Origin of the sequence: Pseudomonas sp. D3-27 (assembly GCF_051132165.1) — a bacterium.
In the GTDB taxonomy this organism is placed as follows: domain Bacteria; phylum Pseudomonadota; class Gammaproteobacteria; order Pseudomonadales; family Pseudomonadaceae; genus Aquipseudomonas.
Window position 1 is genome coordinate 126,942 of sequence record NZ_CP071667.1, and the last position, 14,466, is coordinate 141,407.

The 14,466-nt window shown below is 60.5% G+C and carries 9 protein-coding genes; 5 read left to right on the forward strand and 4 right to left on the reverse strand.

Annotated features, from left to right (window positions below; all coding sequences use genetic code 11):
* Positions 1-134: 134 nt before the first annotated feature.
* Positions 135-1,007 carry a Tim44 domain-containing protein gene (locus tag J3P92_RS00605; RefSeq protein WP_434561548.1) on the reverse strand — a complete coding sequence of 291 codons (873 nt, stop codon included), beginning with the start codon at positions 1,005-1,007 and terminating at the stop codon, positions 135-137.
* Positions 1,008-1,251: 244 nt separating this feature from the next.
* Positions 1,252-3,435: a DNA helicase II gene (uvrD, locus tag J3P92_RS00610; protein ID WP_420766101.1), complete on the reverse strand. Its 2,184-nt coding sequence runs from the start codon at positions 3,433-3,435 to the stop codon at positions 1,252-1,254.
* A 260-nt stretch (positions 3,436-3,695) separates the two neighbouring features.
* On the opposite strand from uvrD, the gene J3P92_RS00615 reads away from it, so the two are divergent.
* The 3 genes from J3P92_RS00615 to J3P92_RS00625 all read left to right on the forward strand — a co-directional run bounded on the left by J3P92_RS00615 (position 3,696) and on the right by J3P92_RS00625 (position 7,967).
* Positions 3,696-6,560 carry a putative bifunctional diguanylate cyclase/phosphodiesterase gene (locus J3P92_RS00615; RefSeq protein WP_434649604.1) on the forward strand — a complete coding sequence of 955 codons (2,865 nt, stop codon included), beginning with the start codon at positions 3,696-3,698 and terminating at the stop codon, positions 6,558-6,560.
* A gap of 175 nt (positions 6,561-6,735) precedes the next feature.
* On the forward strand, positions 6,736-7,602 hold the full coding sequence (gene hexR / locus J3P92_RS00620) for a transcriptional regulator HexR (RefSeq protein WP_003187110.1): 867 nt from the start codon (positions 6,736-6,738) through the stop codon (positions 7,600-7,602).
* A 155-nt stretch (positions 7,603-7,757) separates the two neighbouring features.
* On the forward strand, positions 7,758-7,967 hold the full coding sequence (locus tag J3P92_RS00625; protein WP_434561552.1) for a PA3496 family putative envelope integrity protein: 210 nt from the start codon (positions 7,758-7,760) through the stop codon (positions 7,965-7,967).
* Here J3P92_RS00625 and J3P92_RS00630 read toward each other — a convergent pair.
* Positions 7,909-8,871 carry a LysR family transcriptional regulator gene (locus J3P92_RS00630; protein WP_420766104.1) on the reverse strand — a complete coding sequence of 321 codons (963 nt, stop codon included), beginning with the start codon at positions 8,869-8,871 and terminating at the stop codon, positions 7,909-7,911. The two genes, J3P92_RS00625 and J3P92_RS00630, sit on opposite strands and share 59 nt — an antisense overlap.
* A gap of 187 nt (positions 8,872-9,058) precedes the next feature.
* Between J3P92_RS00630 and J3P92_RS00635 the strand changes: the two genes are divergently transcribed.
* Entirely contained in the window at positions 9,059-10,474 is a 1,416-nt protein-coding gene (locus J3P92_RS00635; protein WP_434649606.1) for an acetyl-CoA carboxylase biotin carboxylase subunit, read from the forward strand.
* A 12-nt stretch (positions 10,475-10,486) separates the two neighbouring features.
* Positions 10,487-12,295, forward strand: a complete 1,809-nt coding sequence (gene oadA / locus J3P92_RS00640; protein ID WP_434649608.1) for a sodium-extruding oxaloacetate decarboxylase subunit alpha — start codon at positions 10,487-10,489, stop codon at positions 12,293-12,295.
* 62 nt (positions 12,296-12,357) lie between these two features.
* Here oadA and J3P92_RS00645 read toward each other — a convergent pair whose 3' ends face one another.
* Positions 12,358-14,448 carry an autotransporter outer membrane beta-barrel domain-containing protein gene (locus tag J3P92_RS00645; protein ID WP_434649610.1) on the reverse strand — a complete coding sequence of 697 codons (2,091 nt, stop codon included), beginning with the start codon at positions 14,446-14,448 and terminating at the stop codon, positions 12,358-12,360.
* Between the last annotated feature and the right edge of the window lie 18 nt (positions 14,449-14,466).

Below are 14,466 nucleotides of genomic sequence, written 5' to 3' on the forward strand. Positions count from 1 at the left end.
CGGGATCCTCTTTCTCGATGGCGCGGTTTTATAGGGCGGTTTATACAGTAGCCCGCTGTAGATGCAACCGCGAAATAGAAAACCCCGGCAAGTGCCGGGGTTCTTTTATTTCAACCTGCGAAACGCGCAAAGGTTCAACCGTTCTGGCGGATACCTGCGACCAGCCAAGGCTGGTTTTCGCCTTGGGCACGTTCCATGTTCCAGCTTTCGCTGAACGCTTCACCTTGGTCGAAGCGAGAGTCTTTCGACACGCCGACGAAGGTCAGGGTGGCGATAGTCTTGTCGGCGCGATCGTCGACGCCTTCGAGTTGTATCTGGAGGTTATCGATGTAGGTGGACTGATAGCCATCACCCAACTCGGCCCGCTCGCGCTTGAGGAACTCCAGCAATTGCGGGGTGACGAACTCGGCGATCTTGTCCATTTCGTTTGCGTCCCAATGCTGCTGCAGGGACATGAAATGGCTGCGTGCCGCTTCGATGAAGCGTTCTTCGTTGAACCAGGCAGGTGCGTTGATCACCGGGCGCGCCACTGGAGCAGCCGCGCCACCGAAGATCGAGCCACCGGCAGGTTGTTGGTTGAACACTTCACGCTGCATCGGCGCATGGCCGGCCGGAGCGAATTGCTCCTGCTGCTTGCGACGACGGGCTGCGATGAAACGGAAGACCAGGAAGGCAATGACCGCCATGATCAGGATGTCGAAGATCTGCATGCCCTGGAAGCCGTCGCCCATGAACATGGAAGCGAGCAGACCACCGGCCGCGATACCGGCCAGGGGGCCGAGCCAGCGCGAAGCGCCGCTGGCCTTGGTGGCCGCGCCAGCAGCACCTGCCGCGCCCGCGGTGGCGGCAGTGGACCCGGCGGCAGACGACGGCGCCATCTGGCTGGTCTGATGAGTCGGGGCTGCGCCCGAACTTTTACCACCGCCAAAACGCTTGGCGGCATTGGCGTCGATGGCCATCGTCAGGCCGATGCACAACGCCATGGCGATGCTAAGAAAACGTTTCATATAAAGGCATTCCCATTTGTGGATAGCACGCGCGCCATGTTGCACAGGTGAACTGTTGCTGGCTAGCAGCAGAGTGTTTCGGGCTTTTGCGTGACAGCCAAGGTTCAGGTTCGGCTCGCGCAAGGAGCCTTGTTCGCTTTGGGCTGTAGGAAAGGTGAACAAGTTCTATCGGAAATATTTAATGTTTCCAGAATAATTGTGGGAGCGAGCAAGCTCGCTCCCACAAAGGGGATTACCGAGGCTTTTAGATCGCTTCCAACTTGGCATACCCCAGCATCAGCCATTTGCTGCCTTCGCTGAAGTTGACTTGGACCCGAGCCTGGGCACCGGCGCCTTCGAAGTTGAGAATCACGCCTTCGCCGAATACCGAATGTCGGACGGCCTGGCCCAGGCTGAAGCCGGTTTCCGGGATGTCGCTGCCGCCAAACAGGCTGCTGGTGCCTTGTTGCTGACTGCCGCCGAACGGTCGACTGACACTGTTGGAAAGACGCACTTCCTGGATCAGACCCTTCGGCACTTCACGTACGAATCGCGACACTTTGTTGTAGGTCTCGCTGCCATACAAACGTCGGGTTTCAGCGTAGGTCATCACCAGGTTCTGCATGGCACGCGTGATGCCGACATAAGCCAGGCGCCGTTCCTCTTCCAGGCGTCCGGGCTCCTCCAGACTCATCTTGTGGGGAAACAGACCTTCTTCCATACCCACCAGGAAGACGTAGGGGAATTCCAGGCCCTTGGCGCTATGCAGGGTCATGAGCTGAATGCTGTCTTCATGCTCGTCCGCCTGGGTGTCGCCGGCCTCCAGGGAGGCGTGGCCGAGGAAGGCCGACAACGGCGACAGGTCTTCATCTTCTTCGGTGTTTTCGAAGTTGCGCGCAGCGCTGACCAGTTCCTCAAGGTTTTCCACCCGGGCCTGGCCTTTCTCGCCTTTTTCAGCTTCATGGTAGGCAATCAGGCCGGACTGCTCGATGACGGTCTGGGTCATCAAGTGAAGGGGCATTTCCCCGCATTTGGCGGCCAGGTCTTCTATCAGGTCCATGAAAGCCTTCAGGGCGCCGGCGGCACGGCCGGTGACGCCTTTGTTGTCCACCAGCTGGCGCATGGCTTCCCACATCGACACATGGCTGTGACGGGCATGGTCGCGAATCGCCTCGACGGTTTTCTCGCCGATGCCCCGCGTCGGCACATTGATTACCCGCTCCAGGGCCGCGTCGTTGCCTCGTCCTTCGATCAGGCGCAGGTAGGCCATGGCGTTCTTGATTTCGGCGCGTTCAAAGAAGCGCTGGCCGCCATAGATACGGTAAGGGATCCGTTCGCGAAGCAAGGCCTCTTCAAGCACTCGCGACTGGGCGTTGGAGCGATAAAGGATGGCGATGTCGCTGCGGGCCAGGCCGGTTTTCAACGCGCTCTCGATGGTTTCCACCACATAGCGGGCCTCATCGTGTTCGTTGAACGCGGCGTAGAGATTGATCGCCTCGCCTTCGTTGCCCTCGGTCCACAACTCCTTGCCCAGGCGACCGGTGTTGTTGGCGATCAGGGCGTTGGCGGCCTTGAGGATGCCAGCGGTGGAGCGGTAGTTCTGTTCCAGGCGAATCACCTCGGCGTCGGGAAAGTCCGCCGAGTACTGGTGGATGTTCTCGATCTTGGCGCCACGCCAGCCGTAGATCGACTGGTCGTCGTCGCCCACGACCATCAGGCTGTCGCCGCCCTTGGCGAGCAGGCGCAACCACGCGTATTGAACGGCGTTGGTGTCTTGGAATTCGTCCACCAGGACATGCCGGAAGCGCCTCTGGTAATGCTCCAGCAGCCCCGGGTGGTCACGCCACAGGTCCAGCGCCCGCAGCAACAGTTCCGAGAAGTCGATAACCCCCGCACGCTGGCAGGCCGCCTCGTAGGCTTCGTAGATGCTGCGCATGGTTGCCAGGAACAGGTCACCGCTGGCCTGGATATGCTGCGGGCGCAGGCCTTCGTCCTTCTGACCATTGATGAACCACTGAGCCTGGCGGGCGGGCCAGCGTTGTTCGTCCAACCCAAGTTCGCGAATCACGCGCTTGACCAACCGTTGTTGATCGTCGCTGTCCAGGATCTGGAAGGTCTGGCTCAGGCCGGCTTCCTGCCAATGGGCGCGCAACAGGCGATGGGCCAGGCCGTGGAACGTACCGACCCACATGCCAGCCGGGTTGATGCCCATCAACTGTTCGATGCGATGGCGCATCTCGGCGGCAGCCTTGTTGGTAAAGGTGACCGACAGGATCGAATGGGGCGAGGCGTTCTCGACCTGGATCAACCAGGCGATACGGTGCACCAGCACTCGGGTCTTGCCGGAGCCGGCACCGGCCAGGACCAATTGACGGCCCACGGAGGCAGCAACTGCCTGGCGTTGGGCATCGTTTAGGGAGTTCAGCAGAAGGGAGAGATCATCGCGCATCGAGGCATTCTAGGGTGCGGCGCCACCTCGGGCAAACCGAGCTTTGCATTGGCCGACAAAACACCGCCTGCGGACGACCGGTCAGTCAGCGCCCGCAAGCATCGGCGGGGCTCGGTTACGGTGGCCGGCGCGCAATTGGATCCGCGTTTTTTCAGTATTTTTATGAACCAGGGCAGTGTGGGATGGCCTTTGGCTTGTGTATGCTCGGTGATCGTTTCGGGCTCACCATGCTCCCCTGAATAAGAACAAGAACAACATTTATGACCTTCAATTCCGATCTGGCAGGCCCGCGTGTAGAGCCGCGGATTATCTGCAAGCAGTACGCCACGGAAATGGCGGTCGAACGCACCAGGTTGTTGTACCAGGGCTCGCTGCTGCCCACATTGTTCATGCTGATCAACGGTCTGGTCTGCGCGGCGCTGCTGTGGGAGCCTCAGCGCTATTTCCTGGTCAGCGTGTGGCTGGTCTGGTTACTGTCGCTGGTCGCGCTGCGGGTGATCCAGGTGGCCGCTTTCGATTCGGCGATACCAAGCCGCCAGGCCCACCCGGTCTGGTTGCGCATGTTTCTTCTGGGCTCGGCCATGACCGGCCTGACGCTGGCCGGTGCGGGCATTGCCCTGGTGCCGGCAGACAGTTTCCAGCAACAGGCTTGGGTGTTCGGCCTGATCGGCGCCGCGACCCTCTCTGCCAGTGTCGCTTACGCCGTGAGTCTACCGGCGTTCCTGTCCTTTACCTTGCCCTGTCTTTTGCCGGCTATCGCTTATCTTTTCTGGGGGCCGGACGAGCATCAACGTGGCTGGGGTTGGCTCGGGCTGGTGGTGCTGGTCTCGCTGAGCGTGGTGGCCTGGCAGGTCAACCGGCTGATACAGAACGGGATGTTGCGACGGTTCCAGAACCAGGCGTTGATCGAGCATTTGCAGCAGGCACAAAGCCGCGGCGCGCAGCTCAACGAGGCGTTGGCCCGGGAGGTCGAACAGCGTCGCTCCGCCGAGGCCCAATTGCGCACGGCGCAGGTTGGCCTGGAGGCGCGGGTAGCGCAGCGCAGCCTCGAACTGGAGGCGGCCAGCCAGGCCCTGGTCAAGAGTGAAGCGCGCCTGGCGTTGGCCCTCAAGGCCAGTGAGCTGGGGTTGTGGGACTGGAACCTGCAGACCGACGAGGTTCATCACACCCAGCTCAAGGAGCTGTTTGGCCTGGAACCTGAATACATCACGGCCATGCTCAGTCATCTCACCCCGCGCCTGCATCCCCAAGACCTTCCGGCACTCAAGCGTGCCCTTGTCGAACATCTGAAGGGCCGCAGCGAGGATTACCAGATCGAATACCGCGTGCGCCACGGCGACGGCCATTGGGTCTGGATCGAAGACCGCGGCCGGGCCGTGGAGCGCAGCGCGAATGGGCGGGTACTGCGCATGGTCGGTACGCGCCGCAACATCAGCGTCAGCAAGGAGCTGGAACAGCAGCGCCAACTGGCCGCCACGGTGTTCGAGGCCGCCAGTGAGGGTATCGTGATTTTGGATCCCAATTACGCGCTGCTTGCCGCCAACCAGGCGTTTACACAAGTGACCGGCTTCGATATCGCGGACATGCTGGGGCGCAATGTGGTTGATCTGCCTTGCAGTCGCGACGCGCGTCGGCACTATCCGGTGATTCGCCAAGCGCTCAAGCAGCACGGCACCTGGCAAGGCGAGCTGGTTGAGGCGCGCGCCAACGGCGAGCTCTACCCACAGTGGCTCCAGTTGAATGTCGTGCGGGACTCGCGGGGAAATATCAGCCATATAGTCGGTTTCTTCGCCGATCTTTCAGCGCGGCGCGAATCCGAAGAGCGGATGCGCTATCTGACCCATTATGACGAGCTGACCGGGCTGGCGAACCGCTCGCTGTTCCGTGAGCGCTTGAACGAAGCCCATCAGCGGGTGCGCCAGGGAGGACGGCGTAGCCTGGCCTTGCTGCACATCAACCTCGACCGTTTCAAACTGCTCAACGACAGCCTCGGCCATGACATCGCCGACCAGCTTTTGCAGAAAATGGCTCGGCGCCTGATCAACGCATTGCCCGAAGCCGACACCATCGCCCGGCTGTCCGGCGATGAGTTTGCGGTACTGTTCGACGCCTACGGCAATCTTTCGAGCCTGGCGCGAGTGGCGACCCGACTGGCCACCAAGCTTCGCGTGCCGGTGACGATCGATGGTCACGAACTGGTGGTCAGCGCCTCCATAGGCATCAGCCTGCTGCCGGATAACGCGCGGGAAATTTCCACCATGGTCAGCCAGGCCAACATGGCCATGCAACACGCCAAGCACTTGGGCGGGAATAATTTCCAGTTCTACACCGACAGCCTGCAAGCCAGCACGCTGGAGCGTCTGCAGTTGGAGAACCAGTTGCGCAAGGCGTTGGAAGAACAACAACTGAAAGTGTTCTACCAACCCAAGCTATGCCTGGCGACGGGGCGTCTGAATGCCGCCGAAGCGTTGGTGCGCTGGGAGCATCCGAGCATGGGCCAGATTCCACCCGGGGAGTTTATCGGTCTCGCCGAAGAAACCGGGCTGATCGGTCCGATCGGCGAGTTCGTGCTGCGCCAGGCTTGTTGGCAGGCGTGTGAATGGCAGCGCCAGGGGCTGGAGTCCATTCGTGTCTCGGTCAACCTTTCGGTGCATCAGTTGCGCCAGGGCAAGTTGGTCAGCCTGGTGCGCCAAGTGCTCGAAGAAACCGGCCTGGCTCCGCATTATTTGGAGCTGGAACTCACGGAGAGCCAGTTGCTTGACAGCGTCGAGCACATCATCGCTACGTTCCAACAGCTGCGGGATCTGGGAGTCAAGCTGGCCATCGATGACTTTGGCACCGGTTATTCGTCCCTGAGCTACCTCAAGCGCATCCCGGTGGATTACGTGAAGATCGACCAGGCCTTCGTTCGTGGGCTGGAGGAGGGGGGCGAGGACGCGGCCATCACCCGCGCGATCATTGCCATGGCCCACGGACTGTCGCTCAAGGTTGTGGCCGAAGGTGTCGAGCGGGAGGGACAGCTTGAGTTCCTGAAGAATGAGCACTGCGACGAAGTCCAGGGTTATCTCATCAGTCGACCGGTTGGAGCCGAAGGCCTCGCCCGTCTGCTGCGGGAGCAGGGATAGGATTGGACTTGGCGTGCGCCGAGCCTGCGAGACGGCTACAAGGAGCGTCGCCCGCCAAAACAAGGGGCAACAAGGTCAATTCAGTTACGTATTGGACAGGCGAAGAGCCGATTCTTGTAGTATAACTACAAGCCTGCTACATCCCGGCACCTGCCCATAACAAGAGTCCAGCCCCTTGAACCTGTTGCAACACATTGCCCAGTCACGCCACTTGCTGCGCAAATCGGAGCTGAAAGTCGCCGATCATGTACTGCTTGATCCCGCGGCCGTGATGCACAGTTCCATGGCCGATCTGGCCCACAGCGTTGGCATCAGCGAACCAACCATCGTGCGTTTTTGCCGGGCTATCGGTTGCTCGGGTTTCCAGGACTTGAAGCTCAAATTGGCGCAAAGCCTGGCGGCCGGTGCCAGTTTCGGGCAATTCGCTATTCATGAAGACGATTCGGTCGCCGACTATAGCCTGAAAATTTTCGACACGACGCTGCACACCCTGATGGAGGTCCGCGAGAAACTTGACCCGGTCGCGCTGCAGAAAGCCGTGACGGCAATGTCCCAGGCCCAACGTGTCGAGTTCTACGGGTTCGGCGCCTCGGGTGCGGTGGCGGCCGACGCCCAGCACAAGTTTTTCCGGTTGCTGCTGACGGCGGCGGCTTATTCCGACCCGCACATGCAGGCCATGTCGGCCGTCACGTTGAAGCCGACCGACGTGGCGATCTGTATTTCCCAGTCGGGGCGCTCCAAGGATCTGTTGATCACTGCCAATCTGGTGCGTGAAAGCGGCGCCTCGCTGATCACCTTGTGTCCGAGCCAGACACCGCTGGCTGAGCTCTCCACCGTGAACCTGGCGATCGACGTGCACGAAGACACGGAAATCTATACGCCGTTGACGTCGCGCATTGCCCACCTGGTAGTTATCGATGTGCTGGCGATGGGCGTCGCCATGGCGCGTGGCCCAAGCCTGGTCAACCACCTCAAGAGCGTGAAGCGCAGCCTTCGCAGCTTGCGGTTGTCACCCAAGTCGGTGAAGGCGCTGGACGACTGAACGAGGCCTTGGAAGTCAGGGTTTTTGGGCGAGGGAGCAAGCTCCCTCACCACGGGGCATTTGGCCGAATTCATCGTTCTGTAACGCTCGCGCCGCCAAACCGTCATCCCTCACCGTCATCGTGAAGCTCCCGTATACGTCTTGGGAGTCTCGACATGACCCAGTCCTACGAAGAACGCAGCGCCGCCAAAACCCGTCGCCAGCAGGAAGACCAGCGCCGCATGGCGTTCCGTCGTGCCATCGAAGACCGCTATGAGCAGCGTCAGCTCCTGGCGCAAATAAGCGAATATCCTGACCTGATGGAAATCAATTACTGGCAGGCAACGCCGGCGGTTTCCCGTCGAAACGCTCAACCAAGCCGATGATCTGCGCACGTTCGCCGCGAACGAATGCCAGAAACGCATGAGCCACCGGTGACAGGCGCTTGGCCCGGGCCTGTACAAGGCACCAGCTGCGATACAGCGGCAGCTCCTCCACCGGCAACTCGATGAGCGCGCCGGACGACAATTCCCGGCTCACGGCGTGGCGCGTCAAGAGCGCCACGCCCAGCCCGGCCACCACGCATTCACGCTGGGCTTCGGCAGACGCCACCTCCAGCGTCTGGGTGAAATGCACCCGTTTCTCCTTGAAATATTCCTCACAGGCCAGCCGCGTGCCTGAACCCGGCTCGCGCAACAGCTGCGTATAGGGTTCCAGGTCTTGCAAGCGCAATGAGCCCATGTGGCACAGCGGATGATCGGGCGGCGCCACCGCAACGATGGGATTATTGAGAAACGGCAGAAACTCCAGGCCCATGTCCTGGGGCACCATGGACATGATCACCAGGTCATCCCGGTTATCCGAAAGCCTGCGGATGACTTGGCCGCGATTGACCACCGTAAGGTTCAGGTTGACCTCCGGATGCTGGCGCTTGAACGCGGCGAACAGATGCGGGACGAAGTACTTGGCGCTGGACTCCACCGCAAGCTTCAGCTGGCCTTGCAGCGAGCCCTGCATGTCGGAAAGCTGCATATCGAGGTTTTCCAAACGCCCGAAGATATCCCGGCTGGCGCGTTGCAGCGCTTCGGCGGCTTCGGTCATGTAGAGTTTTTTGCCGACATACTCAAACAACGGCTGGCCGATCAGCTCTTCCAGGGATCGAATCTGTAGGCTAACGGCCGGTTGCGTGAGAGACATTTCATCCGCCGCACGGCTGTAGGACCTCAGATCGCACACCTCATTGAAGATTTGCAGCTGACGCAACGTCATACGCATCAATGACTTACGCATTTTTCAAGCACTCTGGTCCGAGACTGATCACCCAACTATAAGTGTTTGCTTATGCGTGACCCAATAATTATTCATTTTTGTTAATCCCCAGCCAGGACTAGTGTGGGGCTGCGACCAATTGTTACATCTGGTCACGCGTCGGCCTGGATCCCAGGCCGTGGTATCACCGGCTCAAGGGAACCTCCAATTGGTAACAAAGATCCTGATCGCCAACCGTGGTGAGATTGCCGTCCGCATCGTGCGCGCCTGCGCCGAGATGGGCATTCGCTCGGTCGCGGTCTACTCCGACGCGGACCGCCATGCGCTGCATGTCAAGCGCGCGGACGAGGCCCACAGCATTGGCGCCGATCCGCTGGCCGGTTACCTCAACCCGCGCAAATTGGTCAACCTCGCCGTGGAAACAGGCTGCGATGCCTTGCACCCCGGCTATGGCTTTCTGTCGGAAAACGCCGAGCTGGCAGATATCTGCGCTGAACGCGGAATAAAATTCATCGGTCCGTCGGCGGAAGTCATTCGGCGGATGGGCGACAAGACCGAAGCGCGCCGCAGCATGATCAAGGCGGGCGTACCGGTGACGCCAGGCACCGAAGGCAACGTCGCGGGCATCGAAGAAGCCCTGGCCGAAGGCGACCGAATCGGTTACCCGGTAATGCTTAAGGCTACGTCCGGTGGCGGCGGTCGGGGTATCCGTCGCTGCAACAGCCGCGAAGAACTCGAACAGGCCTTCCCGCGTGTCATCTCCGAAGCCACGAAGGCGTTTGGATCGGCGGAAGTGTTCCTCGAAAAATGCATCGTCAATCCCAAGCACATCGAAGCGCAGATCCTGGGCGACAGTTTCGGCAATGTGGTGCACCTGTTCGAACGGGACTGCTCGATCCAGCGCCGCAACCAGAAGCTGATCGAAATCGCCCCCAGCCCGCAACTGACCCCCGAACAGCGTGCCTATATCGGCGACCTGTCTGTGCGCGCCGCCAAGGCTGTCGGTTACGAGAATGCCGGTACCGTTGAGTTCCTGCTCGCCGAAGGCGAGGTGTACTTCATGGAGATGAATACCCGGGTCCAGGTAGAGCACACCATTACCGAAGAAATCACCGGTATCGACGTGGTGCGCGAGCAGATTCGCATCGCCTCCGGGCTGCCGCTGTCGGTCAAGCAGGAAGACATCCAGCACCGCGGCTTTGCGTTGCAGTTCCGCATCAACGCCGAGGACCCGAAAAACAACTTCCTGCCCAGCTTCGGCAAGATCACCCGCTACTACGCCCCGGGTGGCCCGGGCGTGCGCACCGACACGGCGATCTACACCGGTTACACCATTCCGCCGTTCTACGATTCGATGTGCCTGAAGCTGGTGGTCTGGGCGCTGACCTGGGAAGAAGCGATGGACCGCGGCTTGCGGGCCCTGGATGACATGCGCCTGCAAGGGGTCAAGACCACCGCCGCGTATTACCAGGAAATCCTGCGCAATCCGGAGTTCCGCAGCGGCCAGTTCAATACCAGCTTCGTTGAAAGCCATCCGGAACTGACCAACTACTCGATCAAGCGCAAACCCGAAGAGCTGGCCTTGGCCATCGCCGCCGCCATTGCCGCCCACGCAGGCCTGTAAGGAATCATGACAATGTCCAAGAAGATCCACGTAACCGACACAATCCTGCGCGACGCCCACCAATCGCTGCTCGCCACTCGCATGCGCACCGAAGACATGCTGCCGATCTGCGACAAGCTCGACAAAGTCGGCTATTGGTCGCTGGAAGTCTGGGGCGGCGCAACCTTCGACGCCTGCGTGCGCTTTCTGAAGGAAGACCCGTGGGAGCGCCTGCGCCAACTGCGTGCGGCGCTGCCCAACACCCGCCTGCAAATGCTCCTGCGCGGCCAGAACCTGCTGGGCTACCGCCATTACAGCGACGACGTGGTCAAGGCGTTCGTGGCCAAGGCTGCGGTCAACGGCATCGATGTGTTCCGTATCTTCGATGCGATGAACGACGTGCGTAACCTGCGGGTCGCCATCGAAGCGGTGAAGGCTGCCGGCAAGCATGCCCAGGGCACCATCGCCTATACCACCAGCCCGGTGCACACCATCGACGCGTTCGTGGCCCAGGCCAAGCAGATGGAAGCCATGGGTTGCGACTCGGTGGCGATCAAGGACATGGCCGGCCTGCTGACCCCATATGCCACTGGCGAGCTGGTGAAAGCGCTGAAGAGCGAGCAATCGTTACCGGTGTTCATCCACTCCCACGACACCGCCGGCCTGGCCGCGATGTGCCAGCTCAAGGCCATCGAAAACGGTGCCGATCACATTGATACCGCGATCTCCAGCTTCGCCTGGGGCACCAGCCATCCGGGCACCGAGTCGATGGTTGCGGCCCTTAAAGGCAGCGAGTTCGACACCGGGCTGGACTTGGAACTGTTGCAGGAAATCGGCCTGTACTTCTACGCCGTTCGCAAAAAATATCATCAGTTCGAGAGTGAATTCACCGCGGTGGACACCCGCGTCCAAGTCAACCAGGTTCCGGGTGGAATGATTTCCAACCTGGCCAACCAGTTGAAAGAGCAGGGCGCACTGAACCGCATGAACGAAGTGCTGGCGGAAATCCCACGAGTACGCGAAGACCTCGGCTTCCCGCCGCTGGTGACCCCGACCTCGCAGATCGTCGGCACCCAGGCGTTCTTCAACGTATTGGCCGGTGAGCGCTACAAGACCATCACCAACGAAGTGAAGCTCTACCTGCAAGGCGGATACGGCAAGGCACCTGGCGCGGTGAACGAGAAGCTGCGTCGCCAGGCCATCGGCAGCGAAGACGTGATCGATGTGCGTCCGGCCGACTTGCTCAAGCCGGAAATGACCCGGTTGCGTGGTGAAATCGGTGCCTTGGCCAAATCCGAGGAAGACGTGCTGACCTACGCGATGTTCCCGGACATCGGGCGCAAGTTCCTCGAGGAGCGTGAAGCCGGCACCTTGACCCCCGAAGTACTGCTGCCTATCCCAGAGGCGGGCAGCGTGAGCTCCGCTGGCGGCGAAGGTGTACCGACCGAATTCGTCATCGATGTCCACGGCGAAACCTATCGCGTCGACATCACCGGCGTAGGCGTCAAGGCCGAGGGCAAGCGGCATTTTTATCTCTCCATCGATGGTATGCCGGAAGAGGTCGTGTTCGAACCGCTCAATGAGTTCGTCAGCGGCGGCAGCAGCAAGCGCAAGCAAGCCACCGCGCCGGGCCACGTCAGCACCACCATGCCAGGCAACATCGTTGATGTGCTGGTCAAGGAGGGCGACGTGGTGAAGGCCGGCCAAGCAGTGCTGATTACCGAAGCCATGAAAATGGAGACCGAAGTCCAGGCCGCCATCCCAGGCAAGGTCACGGCGATTCATGTAGCCAAGGGCGACCGGGTCAATCCGGGCGAAATCCTGGTGGAAATCGAAGGCTGATCCGAACAGCCGCGATATAACGTTTTACCTCGGGGGAGCAGGTGCTCCCCTTTTTTTGCCCGTTAGAACGCCATCCGCCATTGCCCGGTCAACGCGCCGTTACGGTTGTCCTGGCCCGTTTCTGCGCTGTAGCTCAACCCCAGGGTGTGACGTGGCGACATGGCCAGGTCCAACCCCGCTTGCAAGAGCAGGCTGTCCCGGTCCAGTTCCACCCCTTGGATGATGTAGGTGCTGCCACCGTTAGCCAGGCGTTGATGGGAGCTGCCCCTGATGTCGCCGTATAGGTGTTTCCAGCCGACATCCACGCGTGGCGTCAACCGCATGCCTTGGTCGAACGCAAAAGGGTGGGCGATACGCAGGCCGAGATCGCTGCTGAAGTGTTCCTGGCTCTGGTCGTGGTATTGCAATGCAGCATCGCCACCTTTTTCTGCATAGGCGTCGCGTTGGTAGCGTTGGTAACCCACCTGGATGTAGGGCTCCATATCGAAGTGTCCGACGTCCAGGTTGTAGCCGACCTGTCCAAAGATCTGTTGTGTCGTGGCGTCGTAGCGACCCTTGAGGTGATCCCTGAAACCATTGAACCCAACATGGCGTTTGGTGCTTCCGTCATGGCTGCCATAAACGGCACCCAGGCGCAGGGCCACTGGCCCGTCCTGGCGCAAGGCATAGGCACCCACCAGCCAACTGTCGAGCGCGCCGTCGAATTGATAGCTGTCCAGCCGTGTCTGGGTTTTGCTGCCGATGACGCCCAGGCGCCAATCGGGGCTGACGGCCCAGTCGGTTCCCAGCATCAAACCTTTGGTCGAATGCTTCAGGGCAAGGCTGCCCAATTGCTTGGCGAGGCTGCCGTTGTTGCCGATGGCCTGGACCCAGACCTGGCCATTGCCATGCTCACCCGTCGGGTTGTTCCGGCCCATGGCGGAGAGCATTCCCGAGCTGATCGGTGCGACGCTGCTTAAAGTCGCACTGCCCAGGTCTGCCGTGTCGTAACCGCCCAGTTGGTCGATGGCATCGGCGGCGGTGGCCATGTTGGTACCGAGCAGGGCGTTGATGGCGGCGTTGGGTTTGGGGTTGGCTGCCACTTTCGCGGGTTCGTTGGGATATGACGCGGGATGACGGGTTTGCGATTCTGTGGCGGATATTTGTTCAGCGGGTAAAGCGACGGCGGGGCCAGCCTCCGTTGCTTCGGCATGGTGTTCCACGATACTGCCTATAACCGCTTGGCTATTAACCGTGGGCGCGATCTCGTTGGGCACCTTGTCCTTAAGCGCAAGGGTCAATCCTACTTCTCCCGTGGCGTACTCAGGTGTTGCCGTCATCAAGGCCAGTTCGTTGATGACGTTCCCGAACTTCCCTTCGACTTTTTGCGCTTTTATCACGACGTGTTTGTTCTCAGCGATGGACTCGCCCGACAGAGACGTGATCTTCAACGTTGCATTGCCTAACGTCGCGGTACCGCCAACCTTGATCGTGGCGCCGCCTTTCTCCGCGTCGACTCCATAAGCCAGCGTCGCGCTTTTGGACAGCTTCAGGTCATGGGTAACCGAGGGGGCACCCATGACTGGACCGACTTCAACCAAACCCGTCACATCCAGCGCGTCGACCGTCCCGTTGCCGCTGAACGTGCCGTTTTTTCCAACGAACACAGGCCCGGCCACGGTACCTGGGTTATGGAATACGCCAAGCACATGCACCGCGCCCGTTATCTGACCGGTGTTGGCCAGCTTTGCCTTTGAGTCAACCAGGCTTGCACCGGTGAGCGCGCCACTGTTCAACCATTCGCCTTGCTTGAGGTACAGATCCTTGAAGTTGCCGGTTGGGCCGATTACGCCTCCCTTGCTGATATCCAACTGCAGAACATTGGTACCGCCGCCGCCGTCAGTGGGCCCGAAAAGTTCGCCTTGCTTGCTGACAATTACAAGGTCATTGCCGTCGCTCATCGATAGGGGCGCTTCCTGGGCCTTGGTGACCGGTTCGATGTTTGTATCCGGCGCCGCCGCGAACGCTTTGAGCCTCGCCTGCATCTTCGCGGTTGTTTCAACGGGGCGGGGGTCCTCGGTAACTGACTGGGCCATCGAAACCTCGGCACAGCCGAGGGCCAAGGTTATTGCCAAGGCAAGATGGTGGGGCAGGAATAGGTGTTGGGTAGGCATTGAATGCGACCTGTAGTG